This is a genomic window from Xanthomonas sp. (assembly GCF_017163755.1).
Classification (GTDB): Bacteria; Pseudomonadota; Gammaproteobacteria; order Xanthomonadales; family Xanthomonadaceae; genus Xanthomonas_A.
This window is the reverse complement of record NZ_JAFIWC010000013.1, coordinates 12032-29889: the sequence shown is the minus strand read 5'-3', so window position 1 is coordinate 29889 and position 17858 is coordinate 12032. Positions and strand designations below refer to the sequence as shown.

Sequence of the window (17858 nt, the reverse complement as noted above, 5' to 3'; positions counted from 1 at the left end):
CGCTGCGCCCTCGCCCATGCCGCCGCGTTGCAGCACCACGGACTACGCCGAAGTCCCGCCATCCCCGTGCCGGGGCTCGCGAACGACGTAGCGGTCGTTCTTATCCAGTTCGTCCGGGTCCACCAGGACCACCGAGCGGCGGCCGCTGCTGGCGACGCGGACGAAGGAATACGGATTCGCCGTTTCATCGTCCACCAGGAGCAGCGACGTATCCAGCGTCCGCGCCAGTCGAACGGCCGCCTCGGACACCTCCGGGCGCGGCAGCGCTTCGGCGAGATAGAAGGTGACGAGTTGCGAATAGCGGGCATCGGCACGAACCTCGACCACGCACGTGGCCGGCGCGTCGCCGATTTCGCCGACGCTGTGGACGACGTCCACGCGCTCGCTGGGGAGGCCGAGCATCGCTGCCACGCAACGCTGCAGGAGCCGGTCATCGGCAGGATGGTCCAGGGCGGCGTCGAACCAGATCATGGCCGCGCCTGCGGATTTCGGTTGCGCATCTGATGGCGGCGGCGGAGGCCAGGCATGCGGGGATTCGGGATTGGCGGCGGCAACCATGCGGGAAGAGGCACTGCCTCGCCAGCGTGCCGGCATGCCACGGCACAGCAATGAACGTTCCTAGCAAGGCAGCGCGCGTCGCCGTCGCCGGCGGTGCCGCGCGCCTGGTTCAGCCGGCGACGCGGAACACGCCGCCGTTGCCGTTCTGGCCGTTGCCGTTGGCCGGCAGGCCTTCGAACTGGGTCAGCGCAGCCACCAGTTCGGCGTGCAGGCGGATGCGCCCCATCTCGCGCATGATGCGGATGTCCTCGTGGCGCAGTTCGCGGTTGGCGACCACCTCGCGCTTGTACTCGAGGATCTCCGGATACTTGCGCGCCATGTTCAGCGCATCGGCGACGCATTCGACCGTGTCCGCGTCCGAGGACAGGTAGGCGCGGCTGTTGAAGGCGGTGAGCCAGCGCTCGAAGCCGGCGGTGCGGTCGAACATGTTGGCGATGAACCACAGCACGAACAGGATCGCGACCCACGAACTGAACACGATGACGATGCGCGAGAAGGTCACGTGGTAGTCGTGCTGCCACAGCTGGTTGGTGATCACCCCGAGCAGCACCAGCGAGATCGCCTGCCAGCCGATGATCGACGCCACCAGCCACTGCTCCTTGGCCTTGGCCAACAGCTCGACCTCGGCCTGCAGCTGGTGCTCGCTCTTGTGCTGCCAATGCGCCACCTGTGCCGGGAACGGCTCGCGGTGCAGCGCGTTGTCTTCCAGAAGCAATCCCAAACCCTTGAACAAAGCGACCATGACGAGCTCCCTTGCAGATGCGAAAAACACCAACCGGCGACGTCGCTGGCGATGCGTTTTATTTCTAGCACAGTACCCGCCGCCGGCGGCGCCGGCGCGGTGCCGGATGCTGTGTTGCATCGGCCAGACGCGTCCACCGGCGCCGATTCAGCCACTTGCGCAGGGCGGTGGCGGCGCCATGCCGCGCCCGCCGCGATCCTTTGCTGCAAGTGCACATGGAAATCGCGGCACGCGCTGCGCGGCGCCGATCCCAGCCTAATCCGTTCCCGGGTAAGCGGCGCGTGAGCGGCGGCGCGCTCGCGGCGACGCGCCGCCGACGCCTCGCCCACTACGATGGCCGCATGACCGCCGTGCTCCGCCGCCTCGCCGCTCCCGCCACTGCGCACATCCGCCGCTGGGTGCTGGGCGCGTTTCCGCGCGGACACAGCGGCATCGACTACGACCGGCCGCCCGGCGATCCGGGCCTGTTCGGTCCCGACAGCGTCACCTGGCGCGTGCACGCCGACTTCCCGGGCATGCTCTCCGGCGGGCTGTGCGCGCTGATGCTGCAGACCCTGCATCCGCTGGCGCTGGCCGGCGTCTATGACCACTCCAATTTCCGCGACGACCTGGTCGGGCGGCTTCGCCGCACCACCAACTTCGTCGCCGGGACCACCTATGCGCCGCTGGCCGAGGCGCAGCGCCTGATCGGGCGCGTGGCCGCGATCCACGCGCAGGTGCGCGGGCACACCGCCGACGGGCGCGCCTACGCCGCCGACGATCCGGCCCTGCTCACCTGGGTCCACGTCACCGAGGCCTACGGCTTCCTGCACGGCTATCGGCGCTACTGCCGCGCGGTGCCGGCGGCGATCGCCGACCGCTATTACGCCGAGGCGCGGCGGGTGGCGCTGGCGCTGGGCGCGCGCGAGGTGCCGGGGTCCGAGGCGGAGGTGCGCGACTACTTCGCGCAGGTGCGGCCGACGCTCGGCGTGGACGCGCGCTCGCGCGAGGTGCTGGCGGTGCTGGCGGGCATCCGCCTGCCGGTGCCGGCCGCCGGCCTGTCGCGCGACCTGTTCCTGGGTGCAGGCGCGGCGCTGCTGCCGGACTGGGCGACGGCGATGCTGGGCCGCACGCGGTTGCAGCGCGCCGGCGCGGCGGCGGGCGCGTACGTGCTGCGCGCGCTGTCGCCGCTGTTCCGCGCCGCGCTCACCGACGGCATCGCCCAGCGCGCCTGCCGCCGCGTCGGCGTGGAGCCGCAGGCGCTGTCGCACTGGCCCGACTGAGCCTGGGCCTGGCGTATCGGCAATCGCCGTTGTTCACCCGGCCGGCTCGCAGTCCGCGCAGATCCGGCGCATGCTCCACCCGCGCAGCTCCATTGCCCGCGCCGGTCTGGCCGGCGGCTGGACGCGAACGCCGCGCCGGGGAAGCGGACCAGATAGCCGCAGTCGGTGGGCGGTTGCAGCGCGTGGCGTCGATCCGCGGGCATTCCAACGCGGACGCCGTGCGCCGCCGCGGCGCCTTTCTAAACGCCTCAGGCGCTGCGGGCGGGGCGCCGCCGGCGGCGTCAAGATCCCGGTAGTTTGGCCGCTCTATGGGAGACCTATGCAGCGTCACCAGCCTCAGCGTGCGGACAAGACGCAGGACACCCGGTTCAGACACGGTCTGCGCCGCGCCCTGCGCGCGCCCGTGCGCGCGATCCTGGTGTGGGGCGTGCTGCTGGCGCTGCTGCTGGCCGCCGGCCTGGGCTTCGTCCTGGTCCAGGACCGCGAAAGCCGGCTGGCGGCGGCGCAGCGGCAGAGCCTGGCGCTGGCCGGCGGCGCCGAACGCCTGTTGCAGGTGCAGCTGAACAACCTGACCCAGGCCCTGCGCGGCGAGGCCGCCGGCGCGCAGGCGCTGTACGCGGACGACGCGCAACGCGCCCCGGCGCTGATCCAGGCATCGCTGGACGGGTTGCTGAGCCGGCATCCGGAGCTGCACAGCCTCTCGCTGCTCGATGCCCAGGGCGGGCGCCTGCTCGGCGGCGCCGCCGACGCCAGCGTGCGCAACTGGGCCCTGCCGCTGTACCGCGGCGCCGACGAGCACGCCTTCGTCGGACCGATCGAGCGGCTGGCCGACGGCGAGCAGGTGCTGCGCCTGGCGGTGCCGATGGCGCCGGACCGCTGGGTGCTGGCGCGGCTGCGGATGGACGCGCTGCAGCGGGTCGTCGGCGGTTTCGACACCGGCCACGACGGGGTGGTGGCGCTGTTCGACCACCGCGGCGCGCTGCTGGCCGCCAGCAGCCCGGCGGCAGGCGCGGTCGGGGAGCGGATGCGCCTGCCGCTGGGGCTGCGCGAGGAGTCGTACACCAGCGCGCTGGGACTGCGCCGCGACCTGTTCGACCGCGTCCCGCGGATGGTGGCGGCCAGCGGCGGGCACGACTATCCGGTGCTGGTGATGGCCGGCCTGTCGGTGGACGAGGCGCTGGCGCAATGGCACTGGTTCGCCGGCGGCGCGGCGGCGATCTACCTGCTGTACCTGCTCGGGTTCGCCTACCTGCTCGGCAGCCTGCGCCGCGCCGAAGCGCGGCAGCGGCGGCTGCTCGGCGAACTGCGCAAGGGCGACGAGGACCTGCGCCTGGCGCACGAGATGGGCCGCATCGGCACCTGGCGGGTCGAGGCCGACCGGCGCCTGCTCGAGCTGAGCGAGGCCACCGGCCAGATGCTGGGCCTGCGCCAGAACAGCATCCCCACCGAACAGTTCTTCGCCAGCGTGCATCCGGACGATCGCGAGCGGGTACGGCAGGCGTACGAAGCCGCCTGGGACGGCCGCGGCGAATACAACGCGCTGTATCGCGCGCGGCTGAGCGAAGGCCCGTGGCGCTGGCTGGCCGCGCGCGGCGCACTGGTGCAGGGCCGCGACGGCGTACGCATGACCGGCGCGGTGCAGGACGTGAGCGAGCGGCTGGAGGCGCAGGCGCGGCTGTTCGACGCCGAGCGCCAGTTCCGCCTGATCTTCGACCGCAACCCGCTGCCGTTCTGGCTGTTCGCGGTCGACGACCTGCGCTTCCTGGAGGTGAACCAGGCCGCGATCCGCCAGTACGGCTACACGCGCGAGGAGTTCCTGGCGATGACCATCCTCGACATCCGCCCGCCCGGCCATGCCGAGCAGGTGCTGCAGGACGTACGCCAGCCGCGCGACGGCTTCGACGAGCCGCGGATCTGGATCCACCAGCGCAAGGACGGCAGCCTGCTGTCGGTGAAGGTGCACAGTTCCGAGCTCGATCTGGGCGGGCGCCAGGTGCGGCTGATCCTGGCCGAGGACGTCAGCCAGCGCGTGGCCTACGAGCGCGAGCTGGCGTTCCGCGCCAGCCACGACGTCACCACCGGGCTGCTGAACCCGCGCGCGCTGGCCGAGGCGCTGAACGCGCGCCGGCGCGAAGGCTATACCGTGGTCTACGCGCAGCTGCGCGGCCTGCAGCTGATCGGCGACACGCTCGGCCGCGAGGCCGGCGACGCGGTGCGCGGCGCGGTGGCCGCGCGCCTGCAGCGGCTGGGCGAATGCTACGGCCTGACCGCCTACCAGCCGGCGCAGGACTTCGCGCTGGCGATCCTGGACCCGGACCGGGTGGAGGAGGCGGTGCAGGCGCTGCTGGAGGCGGTGGGCGTGCCGGTGGAGGGGCGCGATTTCCCGCACCAGCTGGAGGCCCACGTCGGCGTGGCGGCGTGCCCGGACGACGGCGGCAGCGCCGACGAGGTGATCGGCCGCGCCGCACAGGCCGCGCACGCGGCGCAGAGCGAAGGCAAGGTGATCGCGCGCTTCGATTCGAGCATGTCCTCGCACCTGAGCGAACGCCTGCGCTTGGCCGGGCGCATCCACCAGGCGATCGAGCAGCAGCAGTTCCGCCTGTACTTCCAGCCGATCGTGCGCGTCGCCGACGGCACCCCGCGCAAGCTGGAGGCGCTGATCCGCTGGCCGCAGGACGACGGGCGCTTCATCGCCCCGGACGCGTTCATCCAGCTGTGCGAGGACACCGGCCTGATCCTGCCGCTCGGGCGCTGGGTGATGCGCGAGGCCGCGCGCGCGCAGCGGCAGCTGGCGCTGCACGGCTGGACCGCGCTGCCGGTGGCGGTGAACGTGTCGGCGGTGCAGTTCTTCGACAGCGACCTGGTCGACGAACTGGCGCAGGCCTGCGCCGACGCGGGGCTGGCGCCCGGCGCGGTGCACGTGGAGCTGACCGAGAGCAGCCTGATGCGGCATCCGCAGCAGGCGCTGGAGGTGGTGCGGATGCTGCGCTCGCAGGGCGTGTGCGTGTCGCTGGACGACTTCGGCACCGGCTTCTCCAGCATGGCGTATCTGCGCCACCTGCCGCTGGATGCGCTGAAGATCGACCGCAGCTTCGTCGACGGCGTCGATCGCGACCTGCGCAACGCGTCGATCTGCGAGGCCTTGCTGACCCTGGGCCATAGCCTGGGCCTGAGCGTGGTCGCCGAAGGCGTGGAGACGCCCGAGCAGTTGCAGTGGCTGCGCGAGCACGGCTGCGATCATGCGCAGGGTTATCTGCTCGGGCGTCCGGCGCCGCTGGACCAGGTGATCGCCGCGCTGGGCGTGCCGCCGGCTTAGCGGCCGCGCCGGCGGGTAGGGCGCGGCTCGCGGCGCGGGGCCGATCGCATTGCGGTATCGCCGTATCGCGCGGGGCAGTGGCTGGAACCGGATCGGCGTCGCCACCGGGTGCGCGGCGCGCGCGGCGTCAGAAGCGGCGCTGGCCGTACCAGAAGCCCAGCGCGTCGCGCGAGGTCAGCATGCCGCGGCCGCGGCGCAGGAAGCGCAGCAGCAGGCCCAGGTGTTCGCGCTTGCTGAAGCTGCGCAGCTTGCGGTCGGAGGTGTGCACCGGCTCGCGCAGGATCACGAAGCGGCCCTGCCGCGCCAGCGCGCGGCTGAGCGCGACGTCTTCGCCGGCGTAGTAGCGTTCGTCGAACCCGCCGGCCGCGTCGAACGCGGCGCGGGTGCAGAACAGGAAACAGCCCGGGGCGATGCCGGTGCGGCGGAACAGCCAGCCGAACAGCGCCTGCGCGGCGCGCTCGTACCAGGCGCTGCTGCCAAGCAGCCGCACCTGCGCGCCGCCGCCGACCGCGCCGTCGCGCAGCGCGCGCACCGCCGCGGCGAGCACCGCGGCATTGACCCGCGTATCGGCATCGACGAACAGCAGCCACTCGCCGCCGCTGGCGCGGGCGCCGGCGTTGCGGGTGGCGGCGATGTGGCGCAGTTGCAGCTCGAGCACCTGCGCGCCGTGGCGCCGCGCGATCGCCGCGGTGTCGTCGCCGCACGCGTCGGCGACCACGACGGTCTCGCTGCGCAGATGCAGCGCCTGCGCGGCGACATGCAGAGACGCCAGCGTATCGCCGATCAGCGCGGCTTCGTCGTGGGCAGGGACGATGAACGAGATCACCGGCGCATCATGCGACCTCCGGCAGGGCCCGGCAATGGACCGCGCCGGTGGCGTACATGCGCCAGCCAGCCAACCGACGCCGCTCCGGCGCCCGGATCGGATGGACGGGGAGGCGGGCAATGCATGCGAGCACAACGAGCCCGCCGGACGGGCACTTGCGGCCGTCCGCCATCGCATACCAGCCGGTGGGTTGGCCCAGCGACCGCGACGGGTTAGACGGCGCGATCGCTGGTGTGGCGGGCGTCGCGCCTGTCGCCACGCGCCGTCCGCTTTGCCTATTCCGGTTTCTCCTTTCCCGATTCCCGCCTCAACGATCGACCGACGCCATCATCGCTTCGGGATAGCGCGTGCCGGCGGCGGCATCGGGCGGGAAGATCGCATCGATCTGCGCGCGTTCGTCGGCGCTCAGCGCCACCTGCAGCGCGCCGAGGTTCTCTTCCAGGTACTTCAGCCGCTTGGTGCCCGGGATCGGCACCAGGTCCTCGCCCTGCGCCAGCACCCAGGCCAGCGCCAGCTGGCCCGCGGTCACGCCCTTGGCCTGGGCCAGCGTGCGCACCTGCTCCACCAGCTGCAGGTTGCGGGCGAAGTTCTCGCCCTGGAACCGCGGCGAATGGCGGCGGTAGTCGTCGGCCTCGAAGTCGTCCGGCGAGCGGATCGCGCCGGTCAGGAAGCCGCGGCCGAGCGGCGAATACGGCACGAAGCCGATGCCCAGTTCGCGCACCGCGGCGAACACGCCGTTGCTCTCCGGATCGCGCGACCACAGCGAGTATTCGGTCTGCACCGCGGTGATCGGATGCACCGCGTGCGCGCGGCGGATGGTGTCGGCGCCGGCCTCCGACAGGCCCAGGAAGCGCACCTTGCCCTGCTCGACCAGCCGCGCCATCGCCCCGACCGTGTCCTCGATCGGCACGTTCGGATCCACGCGGTGCTGGTAGTACAGGTCGATGTAGTCCACGCCGAGCCGGCGCAGGCTGGCCTCGCAGGCGGCCTGCACGTACTCGGGGCGGCCGTCGATGCCGCGCGCCGACGGATCGCCCGGATCGAGCTTGATGCCGAACTTGGTCGCCAGCACCGCCTGCTCGCGGCGCCCGGCCAGCGCCTTGCCGACCAGCACCTCGTTGGTGTGCGGGCCGTACATGTCGGCGGTGTCGAGCAGGTTGACGCCGCGTTCCAGTGCGGCATGGATCACCGCGATCGATGCGGCGTCGTCTTCGCGTCCGCCGTAGAACGCGCTCATGCCCATGCAGCCGAGGCCGAGGGCGGAAACGCGGGGGCCGTGACGGCCTAGGGTACGGGTCTGCATCGGAAAACTCCTGGCTGGGGGAAGAAGAAGCGGCGCATTCCGCCGTAGCGCGCAGGCACACAGCATGCGCGTGCCTGCGCGGCGACGGATATCGCGATCTGACGGAATCGTTGAACGATCCTGCAAACCGCACCGCGGGATACGCGCCGGCGCCGACCATGCCACGTCGGGTGTCGGCGCGCGGTCGTCGCCGGCTGCGTGCCGGCTCAGCCGCCGGCGGCCGGCGTGCGCGGCTGCAGGCGGGTACCGCCGGACACCAGTTGCTGCGGCATCGGCAACTTGATGAACTCGTGCGGGAAGCCGAGCGCGACCGCGCTGACCGCGTCGAGCTGCCGCAGGTGCGCGGCGTCTAGCCGCAGTTCCAGCGCACCCAGGTTGTCGTCCAGCTGCGCCAGGGTGCGCGCGCCGACGATCGGGATCGCGCCGGGGCCGGGCCGCTGCAGCAGCCAGGCCAGCGCCACCTGCGCCGGCGAGCGGCCGATCTCCGAGGCGACCTGCTTGACCACGTCGGCGATGTCCAGCGCGCGCTCGCTCAGCATCCGGTGCGCATAGGCGGCATCGCCGCGCTCGGCGCTGGCCTGCCCGTCCGCGGCGCGGCGCTGCACCGCGGCCAGGTCCTGGCGGCTGTACTTGCCGGTGAGGATGCCCATGGTCAGCGGCGACCAGGCCAGCACGCCCAGGCCCAGCGCCGCGGCCATCGGCACCAGTTCGGCCTCGACCGTGCGCTGCGCCAGGCTGTATTCGATCTGCAGCGCCACCAGCGGCGACCAGCCGCGCAGGTCGGCCAGCGTCTGCATCCGCGCCACCTGCCAGGCCGGCGTGTCGGAGATGCCGGCGTAGACGATCTTGCCGGCGCGTACCAGGTCGTCGAAGCCGCGCATCACTTCCTCCACCGGCGTGGTGTCGTCCCAGATGTGCAGGTACAGCAGGTCCAGGTAATCGGTGCGCAGCCGCTTCAGGCTGGCCTCCACCGACTGCAGCAGGTTCTTGCGGTGGTTGCCGCCGCCGTTGGGATCGCCGGGGAAGGGGTTGAGGGTGTACTTGCTGGCGATGACCAGGCGGTCGCGGCGGCCTTCGGCGAACTTGCCGAGCAGGGTTTCGGAACTGCCGTTGGTGTAGGTGTTGGCGGTGTCGATGAAGTTGCCGCCGAGCTCGACGTAGCGCGCGAACAGGCGCCCGGCTTCGGCTTCGTCGGCGCCCCAGCCCCAGTCGTTGCCGAAGGTCATCGTGCCCAGCGAAATGGGGCTGACGCGCAGGCCGGAGCGGCCGAGCAGGCGGTAGTGGTCCAGGGACATCGCGCATCTCCAAAAGAAGGGATGCTCACTGTAGGCCTGGCCAATGCGTGGATAAATCCGCAGAATAGGGATCTTGAATGAAGCAGGGGTTCACAATTAACGCCAATCCGCTATCCGCGGTGATCGCCTTCGTCCGCGTTGCCCACCATGCCAGTTTCACCCGCGCGGCGAGCGAACTGGCGGTGTCGCCGTCGGCGCTGTCGCAGACCGTGCGCGCGCTGGAAGCGCAATTGGGGGTGCGCCTGCTCAACCGCACCACGCGCCGGGTCGGGCTCACCGAGCACGGCGAGCGCTTCCTGCAGCAGGTGGCGCCGGGCTTGCAGCAGATCGACGCCGCGTTCCAGGACCTGGACTTCGTGCGCGACCGCCCCGCCGGCCACCTGCGCATCACCCTGCCGCGCATCGCCGCCGACATGCTGGTGCTGCCGCACCTGCCGGCGTTCGTCACGCGCTACCCCGAGGTGCAGGTGGAACTGTCGATCGACCCGGCGCTGACCGACCTGGTGGCCACCGGCTTCGATGCCGGCCTGCGCCTGGGCGAATGCCTGGCGCGCGACATGGTGGCGTTGCCGATCGGGCCGATGCAGCGCCAGGCGATCGTCGCCACGCCCGACTACTTCCGCCGGCATGCGCCGCCGCGCACGCCGCAGGACCTGGTCGGCCACCACGCCATTCGCCACCGCGCCAGCAACGGCCGGCTGTGGGCCTGGGAATTCACCCGCGACGGACGCGACTTCAGCGTGGAGGTGGCCGGCACGCTGACCGTCAACGACACCGCGGTGGCGCTGCAGATGGTGCATGCCGGGCTGGGCATGGCGCAGGTGTTCGAGGCGATGGTGGCCGACGACGTGGCCGCGGGCCGGCTGCTGCGCGTGCTCGACGACTGGCAGCAGCCGTTCCCTGGCTTCCACATCTACTACCCGGCGCGCGAACACCTGCCGCCGAAGTTGCGCGTGTTCATCGACCATCTGCGCGCGGCGAACGCGCCGGCGTGAGGTTAGGCTTGCGCTGACCCGTTGCAGGAGCCGGTGCGATGCGTGGCCTTTACCTGGGATTGTGCGTGCTCGGAACGGTGTTGCCGTTCGCCGCGCTGTGGCCGTGGCTGCAGCGGCACGGGCTCGATGCGCCGTTGCTGCTGCGCCAGATCGCGGCTTCGCCGCCGTCGCTGTTCGCCTGGTGCGACGTGCTGGTCGCGGCCATGGCGGTGATCGCACTGGTGTGGGTCGAGGGCCGGCGCCTGGGCATGCGCGGGCGCTGGCTACCGATCGCGGCGCTGCTGACGGTCGGCGTGTCGCTGGCGTTGCCCTTGTTCCTGTGGATGCGCGAGCGGCAGTTGCGGGCGGGCCGCAACACCGGCAACGGAACGTGACCGAGGCCATATGGGCGTGCGGCAAGGCATGCATCGCTGTCGCCGCGTCGCCACCATCGCGGTGGCGACGCAGGCGCGCGGCTCAGCCCTTGAGCCGGGCCGCGTACTCGGCCACGCGCTTGCCCAGCAGCCGGGCGGTTTCCAGGTCGCCGGCGCGCGGCGCTTCCTCCGCAGAGGCGTCCGACGGCGAGATCGCCAGCGCGCCGGCCGAGCCGGCGGTCCAGTTCACGTCGGACGGGCCGTGCGCCTTGGTGTTGGACGGCAGCAGGCCGGTGCCGACCCAGATCTGTCCGTGCTGCTGCGACAGGGTCCAGAAGTAGGCGATGGTGGCGAACTTGTCGCCGTTGACCGAGGCCGAGTTGGTGAAGCCGGCGGCGACCTTGTCCTTCCATGCCTGCGAGAACCAGGACTTGGAACTGGCGTCGGCGAACTTCTTGAACTGCCAGGCCGGGCCGCCCATGTAGGTGGGGCTGCCGTAGACGATGGCGTCGGCGGCGCCGATGGCGTCCCAGGCGCCGTCGGGCAGGTTGCCGTCCTGGTCGATGCGGTACAGCGTGGCCTCGCCGACGCTGGCGGCACCGGCGTGCACGGCTTCGGCCTGTTTGACGGTATGGCCATAGCCGCTGAAATAGACGATCGCGATCTTGCTCATGGGCGTGGTCCTTGGACGGGGGGAGGGGACGCGGCCATTGTGCGCAACGGACGTGGCGTCGATCACCGCCATGGGCAGGATGTTGTGTCCGGCCGACGTCGCCCGGCGCCGGATCAGCGCGCCGGCGTGCCGCGCATCTCGCGGTCCACGCCGACCTCGAGCAGATAGTCGATGAAGCTGCGCACCTTGGGCGCCAGGTGGCTGCGGCTGGCATAGACCGCGTACACGCCGATCGGGCCGAGCTGGTAGTCGGGCAGCACGCGCACCAGCCGGCCGTCCTCCAGCGCTTCCTGGGCCATGAAGTCCGGCTGCAGGACGATGCCCATGCCGGCGATGGCGGCCTCGCGCAGCACGTCGCCGCTGTTGGCGCGCAGCCCGCCGCGCACGCGCACGCGGGCCTCGCCTTCGGGGCCGTGCAGGGTGATCTCGTCCAGCGGCACGTAGCTGTAGTTCAGGAATTCGTGGCCGGCGATGTCGGCGGCCAGGCGCGGCGTGCCGGCGCGCTGCAGGTAGCCCGGCGAGGCGCACAGGCACACCTGCACCTCGCCGAGCTGGCGTGCGATCAGCGTCGGCGCCACCTGGCGGGTGATGCGGATCGCCATGTCGTAGCCTTCCTCGACGATGTCCACCAGCCGGTCGGACAAGGTCAGGTCCAGCGCGACCTGCGGGTAGCGCGACCGGTAGCCGGCCAGGCGCGGCCCCAGCCGGGCGATGCTGAAGCTGACGGGCGCGTTGATCCGCAGCGTGCCGGACGGGGTCAGCGCCTGCTCGCCGACCGCCGCCTCCAGGTCGTCGAACTCGGCCAGCAACAGCTGGCAGCGCTGGTAGTAGGCGGTGCCGACGCTGGTCGGGCTGACCCGCCGCGTGGTGCGGTTGAGCAGCCGCGATCCCAGCCGTTTCTCCAGCCACGCCACCTGCCGGGTGACGCTGGCGGTGGACATGCCCAGGGTTTCGGCGGCGGCGTTGAAGCCGTTGCGGTCGACGACGGTGACGAACACGCGCATCGCGTCCAGGGTATCCATTGTTCCGCTTCTCGAAATAAACAGTCGGACGCAGAGTAATTTATCTCTGCAAGCGCCGCGAATAGCCTGTCCGGACCGATACGCGCCGTCTTTCGCCATCCCCGCCTGCGATGGCGACGATCGCGCGCCAAAGGCCGCGGGGCGCGGCCATGTTTCCAAGAGTCCTGTGCCATGAATCGTCTGCCTTCGCTGTACATCTCGCACGGTTCGCCGATGACCGCGCTGCAACCGGGCCTGGTCGGCGCGCGCCTGGCCGAGCTGGCGCGCAGCCTGCCGCGGCCGCGTGCGATCGTGCTGGCGTCGGCGCACTGGCTGGGCCGGCGGCCGCTGGTCGGCGCGTCCGCGCAGCCGGAGACGATCCACGACTTCGGCGGCTTCCCGCGCGCGCTGCACGAAATGCAGTACCCGGCCCCCGGCGCGCCGGCGCTGGCGCGCGAGGTGGCCGAGCGGCTCGAGCGCGCCGGCCTGCAGCCGCACGTGGATGCAGGCCGCGGCCTGGACCACGGCGTCTGGGTGCCGCTGTCGCTGCTGTATCCGCAGGCCGACATCCCGGTGGTGCCGCTGTCGATCCAGCCGCAGCTCGGGCCGGCGCACCAGCTGGCGCTGGGCCGCGCGCTGGCGCCGCTGCGCGAGGACGGCGTGCTGCTGATCGGCTCGGGCAGCATCACCCACAACCTGCACGACCTCGGCCGCTACGCCGCCGGCAAGGACGCGCCCTACGTGCGCCCGTTCGTCGACTGGGTGGCGCAGGCGCTGGCGCGCGACGACCTGCCGGCGCTGCTCGACTACCGCCGCCAGGCGCCGTTCGCCGAGCGCGCGCATCCCACCGACGAGCACTGGCTGCCGATCTACTTCGCGATGGGCGCGGCCGGCGACGGCGGCCTGGGCGCGCAGCGCATCGATGCCGGCGTCGATGCCGGGTTGCTGGCGATGGACATCTACCGCTTCGACGGCGCATCGCTGCGCGCGGCGGCGTGAGCCGTCCGTGGCGCAGCATGGCGCCGGCGCCGATGCGCGTCGGCATGCGGCTGAGCCGTTCACGCCGGTGAAGGCGGCCTTGCCCTGGCGTCTCACCGGTTGAGACGCCGGCCCGGCAACGTCCGCGGGTGAATACCGCCGAAAAACTCGCCGTGCTCGCCGATGCGGCCAAATACGACGCGTCCTGCGCCTCCAGCGGCGCGGACAAGCGGCATTCGCTCGGCAGCGGCGGCATCGGCAGCACCGAGGGCATGGGCATCTGCCACTCGTATACGCCCGACGGCCGCTGCGTGTCGTTGCTGAAGATCCTGCTGACCAACTTCTGCGTGTTCGATTGCGCGTATTGCGTCAACCGCGTGTCCAGCAACGTGCGCCGCGCGCGCTTCACCCCGGCCGAGGTGGTGACGCTGACCCTGGATTTCTACCGGCGCAACTACATCGAGGGCCTGTTCCTGTCCAGCGGCATCATCCGCAACAGCGACTACACGATGGAGCAGCTGGTGGAGGTGGCGCGGCAGCTGCGCGAGGAGCATCGCTTCGCCGGCTACATCCATCTCAAGACCATTCCCGATGCGGCGCCGGAACTGCTGGCCGCCGCCGGCCGCTACGCCGACCGGCTCAGCATCAACGTCGAACTGCCGACCGAAGCCGGCCTGGTGCGGCTGGCGCCGGAGAAGAGCGTCGGCGGCATCCGCGCGGCGATGGGCGAGCTGCGCTGGCGCATCGAGGAAAGCAAGGAGGCGCGCAAGGCCGAACGCAAGCTCAGCGCCAAGCCGCCGCGGTTCGCGCCGGCCGGGCAGAGCACGCAGATGATCGTCGGCGCCGATGGCGCCGACGACCGCGCGGTCCTGCGCACCAGCCACAACCTCTACGGCAACTACCGGTTGCGCCGGGTGTACTACTCCGCGTTCAGTCCGATCCCCGATGCGTCGTCCAAGCTGCCGTTGCAGGCGCCGCCGCTGCAGCGCGAGCACCGCCTGTACCAGGCCGACTGGTTGCTGCGCTTCTACGATTTCTCGGTGGAGGAGATCGCGCCGGAGGCGTCCAGCGGCATGCTCGATCTGGACGTGGATCCGAAGCTGGCCTGGGCGTTGCGGCATCCCGAGCGTTTCCCGGTGGATCTGAACACGGCGGCGCGCGAGATGTTGCTGCGGGTGCCGGGGCTGGGCACGCGCAACGTCGAGCGCCTGTTGCTGTCGCGGCGGCATGCGCGGTTGCGGGTCCAGGATCTGGCGCGGTTGCGCGTGCCGATGAAGAAGGTGCTGCCGTTCGTCAGTGTGCTGGATCATCATCCGCGGCGGCGGCTGGACGATACGCAGCGGTTGCGGGCGCAGTTGGCGCCGGCGCCGCGGCAGGGTGGGTTGTTTGATTGATCTTTGATGGGTTTGGGTGCTGTGCCCCTGCTATTGCTGTGGCAACAGCAACAGCAACAGCAACAGCAACAGCAACGGCAACGGCAACAGCAACGGCAACGGCAACGGCAACGGCAAAAGCCAGGCAACGGCAAAAGCTTTCGCGCCTTTGGCGCGAGTCACTTTTGTCTTGGCAAAAGTAACCAAAACCGCTGCCGCCGACGCGAGCCGGTGCGATAAGGCCGCACCGGTGCCCTGCGCTCCTCGGCATGGGCGGCACGGCGCCCGAACTCGCTTCGCTCAGACACGGGCGCCTCTTCGACCGCCCATGCCTGCGGTGCTCGGCTCGCTTTGAAGGCGGAGAAAGCAACAGCAACAGCAACAGCAGAAGCAGAAGCAGAAGCAGAAGCAACGGCAGAAGCAACGGCAGAAGCAACGGCAGAAGCAACGGCAGAAGCAACGGCAGAAGCAACGGCAGAAGCAACTGTGGTGGCGGTGACGATGGTGCGATGGAGATGGGGGCGGTTGAGTGTGGGCTTGGTGGGAGGAGCGGGGTCGTGTTTCAGGCTGAGGTGATGCCGGCGTGGGATCTGGAGGCGTGGCGGGGGGCGGCGCGTGCGGCGTGGTGTGCGCAGGTGGCGCCGGAGGCGTTGGCGTGGAACGGCGATGCGCAAGGTGGGTTGCTGGCGGGGGGCGATGTGGCCGCGTTGCCGGCGACGGTGGCGCCGCCGCGGGTGTGCGCGGGGTTCCTGGCGTTGGCCGGCGCGGTGCTGTGCCATCGCGATCCGCAGCGGCATGCGTTGTTGTACCGGTTGTTGTGGCGGATCGCCTCGGGCGAGCGCGCACTGCTGGAGCGCGCCGCCGATGCCGAGGTGCACCGTGCGCGGCAATGGGAAAAGGCGGTGCGCCGCGACAGCCACAAGATGAAGGCATTCGTGCGCTTCCGCCAGGTGCCCGGCGAGGACGGCGCCTTCGTCGCCTGGTTCGAGCCGGAGCACCATATCGTCGACCGGATCGCGCCGTTCTTCGCGCGGCGTTTCGCCGGCATGCGCTGGGCGATCCTGACCCCGTACCGCAGCGTGCGCTGGGATGGCGAAGCCTTGCGGTTCGGCCCGGGCGCGCGGCGCGCCGATGCGCCGGCCGACGACGCGCAGGAAGCGCTGTGGCGCACCTACTACGCGAACATCTTCAATCCGGCGCGGCTCAATCCGACGATGATGCGCCAGGAGATGCCGCAGAAGTACTGGAAGCACCTGCCGGAGGCGCAGCTGCTGCCGGCGCTGATCCGCGACGCCGGGCCGCGCGTGCGCGAGATGGCCGAACGCGCGCCCGAGCCGGTGCGCCGGCGCATTCCGGCGCCGCCGCCGGTGCCGCAGGCCGGCGACGCCGGCAGCCTGGATGCGCTGCGCGACGCCGCGCGCGGTTGCCGCCGCTGTCCGCTGTGGCAGCCGGCCACGCAGACCGTGTTCGGCGAAGGCCCGGACGGTGCCGCGGTGATGGTGGTCGGCGAGCAGCCCGGCGACGAGGAGGACCTGAGCGGGCGTGCGTTCGTCGGCCCGGCCGGGCGCCTGTTCGACCGCGCGCTGGCCGAACTCGGCATCGCGCGCGAGGCGCTGTATGTGACCAACGCGGTCAAGCACTTCCGTTTCGAGCAACGCGGCAAGGCGCGGCTGCACCGCAATCCCGATCGCGCGCATGTCGAAGCCTGCCGCTTCTGGCTGGCCGCCGAACTGGCGCGGGTGCGACCGCGCATCGTGCTGTGCCTGGGGGCGACGGCGGCCGGCGCGGTGCTGGGCCATGGCTTCAGGCTGATGGCGCAGCGCGGCCAGTGGCAGTCGCTGCCCGACGGCACCCGCGCGCTGGCGACGGTGCACCCGGCGTGGGTGCTGCGCCAGCGCGATGCCGACGCCGGCGCAGCGGCCTATCGTGGATGGATCGACGACCTGCGCACGTTGTGCGTACAGCCGGAAACACCGCGCGTGCGCAGCGCCGGCTAGCGCCGGCCGTATCGCGTCCGCCTCATGCAGTTCCGCTGGCTCGCAGAGGTGGTGGGGGTGATGGCCACGGCTACCGGAGCCGCTTCTGCAAGGGCTGGCTGGTGCACTGTAGGAGGGGCTTCAGCCCTCAGCCCCGGCATCGACCGAAGTCGGGGGCAGTAACCGCTCCGCTCGCCGCGGCTGAAGGCCCAGAGCACCCGAAGCGCTCCTACAAGGGCTGGCCGCGTGCACTGTAGGAGGGGCTTCAGCCCCGGCATCGACCGAAGTCGGGGCAGTGCCCGCTCCGCTCGCCGCGGCTGAAGGCCCAAGGCACCCGAAGCGCTCCTACAAGGGCTGGCCGCGTGCACTGTAGGAGGGGCTTCAGCCCCGACGTCGACCGAAGTCGGGGCAGTAACCGCTCCGCTCGCCGCAGCTGAAGGCCCAGGGCCACCCGCGAGCCACTCTTAGAAACGAAGGCTTGTGCGGGTGGCCGGGTGCTATGGAGCGGCTTCAGTCCCGGCGCCGGCCGACGCCGGTTCGGTTGCCGGCTCCGTCCGTCGCGGCTGAAGCCGCTCCTACATTGGCTCGTCGCACGCTGGCTCGTCGCACGCTGCCCAGCCCGCTGTATCGAGGGGGCTCCCGCTCTGCGCTGAGCGCCGGCCCGAAGGCGTGCAGGTGCCAGCGCGGCCCATGCCTTCGCCGGCAGGCGCGTTGCCTGCGGTTGTGCGGTCACCCTGCCGGCGCCGCGCCCACCTGGCGCCGCACGGCGCCCATGTCGCGGACCGCGCGCACTTCGACGCAGCCGGTCCGCGCCCAGGGGAAGCTCTCGGCGATCTTCACCGCCTCTTCGTAGTCGGCCGCCTCGATCAGGTTGAAGCCGCCGAGCAGTTCCTTGGTCTCGGCGAACGGGCCGTCGACCACGCGGGTGCGGCCGTCGCGGACGCGCACGCTGCGCGCCTGCGCCGCGTCCTCCAGCTGCTGCGACTGCAGCAGCTGCCCCTGGCGCTGCATGGCGTCGGCATTGGCGAAGCAGTGCCGCATCATCGCGTCGGCCTCGCCGTCGGGCAGCGCCTGCAGCGCGGCGGGATCGTTGTAGATCAGCAACAGGAATTTCATCGGCGCGGCGTCTCCCGGTTCGGTGGCCGCAGTGTAAACGCAGTCGCCGGCGCGTACTGGACATCGGCAGTGCGGTGCGCTTTGCTTGCCG

At 71.4% G+C, this 17858-nt stretch carries 16 protein-coding genes; 7 read left to right on the top strand and 9 right to left on the bottom strand.

The features are described 5' to 3' along the window. Positions 1-42 precede the first annotated feature (42 nt). Together JR065_RS10320 and JR065_RS10315 are read right to left on the bottom strand one after the other, a co-directional pair. Complete coding sequence (locus JR065_RS10320) at positions 43-471, bottom strand: hypothetical protein (protein WP_206234038.1); 429 nt, start codon at positions 469-471, stop codon at positions 43-45. A 196-nt stretch (positions 472-667) separates the two neighbouring features. Next, positions 668-1300, bottom strand: coding sequence for a hypothetical protein (locus JR065_RS10315; RefSeq protein WP_206234037.1), 633 nt, complete (start codon positions 1298-1300; stop codon positions 668-670). 341 nt (positions 1301-1641) lie between these two features. Between JR065_RS10315 and JR065_RS10310 the strand changes: the two genes are divergently transcribed. Together JR065_RS10310 and JR065_RS10305 are read left to right on the top strand one after the other, a co-directional pair. After that, positions 1642-2562: an oxygenase MpaB family protein gene (locus JR065_RS10310; RefSeq protein WP_206234036.1), complete on the top strand. Its 921-nt coding sequence runs from the start codon at positions 1642-1644 to the stop codon at positions 2560-2562. Between the two features lie 403 nt (positions 2563-2965). Continuing rightward, positions 2966-5878, top strand: a complete 2913-nt coding sequence (locus JR065_RS10305; RefSeq protein WP_343237261.1) for a bifunctional diguanylate cyclase/phosphodiesterase — start codon at positions 2966-2968, stop codon at positions 5876-5878. A 127-nt stretch (positions 5879-6005) separates the two neighbouring features. On the opposite strand, the gene JR065_RS10300 is transcribed toward JR065_RS10305, so the two are convergent. From JR065_RS10300 to JR065_RS10290, 3 genes are all read right to left on the bottom strand, one after another. Then, complete coding sequence (locus JR065_RS10300) at positions 6006-6704, bottom strand: glycosyltransferase (protein ID WP_206234033.1); 699 nt, start codon at positions 6702-6704, stop codon at positions 6006-6008. Between the two features lie 307 nt (positions 6705-7011). Next, a complete protein-coding gene (locus tag JR065_RS10295) occupies positions 7012-8007 on the bottom strand; it encodes an aldo/keto reductase (protein ID WP_206234032.1) in 996 nt (331 codons plus the stop codon). A gap of 206 nt (positions 8008-8213) precedes the next feature. After that, positions 8214-9302, bottom strand: coding sequence for an aldo/keto reductase (locus JR065_RS10290; RefSeq protein ID WP_206234031.1), 1089 nt, complete (start codon positions 9300-9302; stop codon positions 8214-8216). A 77-nt stretch (positions 9303-9379) separates the two neighbouring features. Here JR065_RS10290 and JR065_RS10285 point away from each other — a divergent pair, with 77 nt between their 5' ends. Together JR065_RS10285 and JR065_RS10280 are read left to right on the top strand one after the other, a co-directional pair. After that, positions 9380-10297 (top strand): LysR family transcriptional regulator, encoded by a 918-nt coding sequence (locus tag JR065_RS10285; protein WP_241093527.1) that lies wholly within the window; start codon positions 9380-9382, stop codon positions 10295-10297. 38 nt (positions 10298-10335) lie between these two features. Further along, positions 10336-10671 carry a DUF2834 domain-containing protein gene (locus JR065_RS10280; RefSeq protein WP_206234030.1) on the top strand — a complete coding sequence of 112 codons (336 nt, stop codon included), beginning with the start codon at positions 10336-10338 and terminating at the stop codon, positions 10669-10671. Positions 10672-10753: 82 nt separating this feature from the next. Here JR065_RS10280 and JR065_RS10275 read toward each other — a convergent pair whose 3' ends face one another. Both JR065_RS10275 and JR065_RS10270 read right to left on the bottom strand, forming a co-directional pair. Next, complete coding sequence (locus tag JR065_RS10275; RefSeq protein WP_206234028.1) at positions 10754-11323, bottom strand: flavodoxin family protein; 570 nt, start codon at positions 11321-11323, stop codon at positions 10754-10756. 113 nt (positions 11324-11436) lie between these two features. Beyond that, positions 11437-12345, bottom strand: coding sequence for a LysR family transcriptional regulator (locus tag JR065_RS10270; protein WP_206234027.1), 909 nt, complete (start codon positions 12343-12345; stop codon positions 11437-11439). A gap of 171 nt (positions 12346-12516) precedes the next feature. On the opposite strand from JR065_RS10270, the gene JR065_RS10265 reads away from it, so the two are divergent. Beyond that, the gene (locus JR065_RS10265; RefSeq protein WP_206234026.1) at positions 12517-13323 is read left to right on the top strand and encodes a DODA-type extradiol aromatic ring-opening family dioxygenase; all 807 of its coding nucleotides are present in this window, start codon (positions 12517-12519) and stop codon (positions 13321-13323) included. 128 nt (positions 13324-13451) lie between these two features. After that, positions 13452-14696: a putative DNA modification/repair radical SAM protein gene (locus JR065_RS10260; RefSeq protein ID WP_206234025.1), complete on the top strand. Its 1245-nt coding sequence runs from the start codon at positions 13452-13454 to the stop codon at positions 14694-14696. Positions 14697-14726: 30 nt separating this feature from the next. Here JR065_RS10260 and JR065_RS10255 read toward each other — a convergent pair whose 3' ends face one another. Then, entirely contained in the window at positions 14727-14882 is a 156-nt protein-coding gene (locus tag JR065_RS10255) for a hypothetical protein (RefSeq protein WP_206234023.1), read from the bottom strand. Positions 14883-15232: 350 nt separating this feature from the next. On the opposite strand from JR065_RS10255, the gene JR065_RS10250 reads away from it, so the two are divergent. Further along, positions 15233-16672: a UdgX family uracil-DNA binding protein gene (locus tag JR065_RS10250; protein ID WP_206234022.1), complete on the top strand. Its 1440-nt coding sequence runs from the start codon at positions 15233-15235 to the stop codon at positions 16670-16672. 708 nt (positions 16673-17380) lie between these two features. Here JR065_RS10250 and JR065_RS10245 read toward each other — a convergent pair. Next, the gene (locus JR065_RS10245) at positions 17381-17767 is read right to left on the bottom strand and encodes a YciI family protein (protein ID WP_206234021.1); all 387 of its coding nucleotides are present in this window, start codon (positions 17765-17767) and stop codon (positions 17381-17383) included. Between the last annotated feature and the right edge of the window lie 91 nt (positions 17768-17858).

Coding starts and splice junctions, on each gene's coding strand:
- JR065_RS10320 (WP_206234038.1), bottom strand. CDS start 471: ATGATCTGGTTCGACGCCGCCCTGGACCATCCTGCCGATGACCGGCTC.
- JR065_RS10315 (WP_206234037.1), bottom strand. CDS start 1,300: ATGGTCGCTTTGTTCAAGGGTTTGGGATTGCTTCTGGAAGACAACGCG.
- JR065_RS10310 (WP_206234036.1), top strand. CDS start 1,642: ATGACCGCCGTGCTCCGCCGCCTCGCCGCTCCCGCCACTGCGCACATC.
- JR065_RS10295 (WP_206234032.1), bottom strand. CDS start 8,007: ATGCAGACCCGTACCCTAGGCCGTCACGGCCCCCGCGTTTCCGCCCTC.
- JR065_RS10290 (WP_206234031.1), bottom strand. CDS start 9,302: ATGTCCCTGGACCACTACCGCCTGCTCGGCCGCTCCGGCCTGCGCGTC.
- JR065_RS10285 (WP_241093527.1), top strand. CDS start 9,380: ATGAAGCAGGGGTTCACAATTAACGCCAATCCGCTATCCGCGGTGATC.
- JR065_RS10280 (WP_206234030.1), top strand. CDS start 10,336: ATGCGTGGCCTTTACCTGGGATTGTGCGTGCTCGGAACGGTGTTGCCG.
- JR065_RS10275 (WP_206234028.1), bottom strand. CDS start 11,323: ATGAGCAAGATCGCGATCGTCTATTTCAGCGGCTATGGCCATACCGTC.
- JR065_RS10270 (WP_206234027.1), bottom strand. CDS start 12,345: ATGGATACCCTGGACGCGATGCGCGTGTTCGTCACCGTCGTCGACCGC.
- JR065_RS10265 (WP_206234026.1), top strand. CDS start 12,517: ATGAATCGTCTGCCTTCGCTGTACATCTCGCACGGTTCGCCGATGACC.
- JR065_RS10245 (WP_206234021.1), bottom strand. CDS start 17,767: ATGAAATTCCTGTTGCTGATCTACAACGATCCCGCCGCGCTGCAGGCG.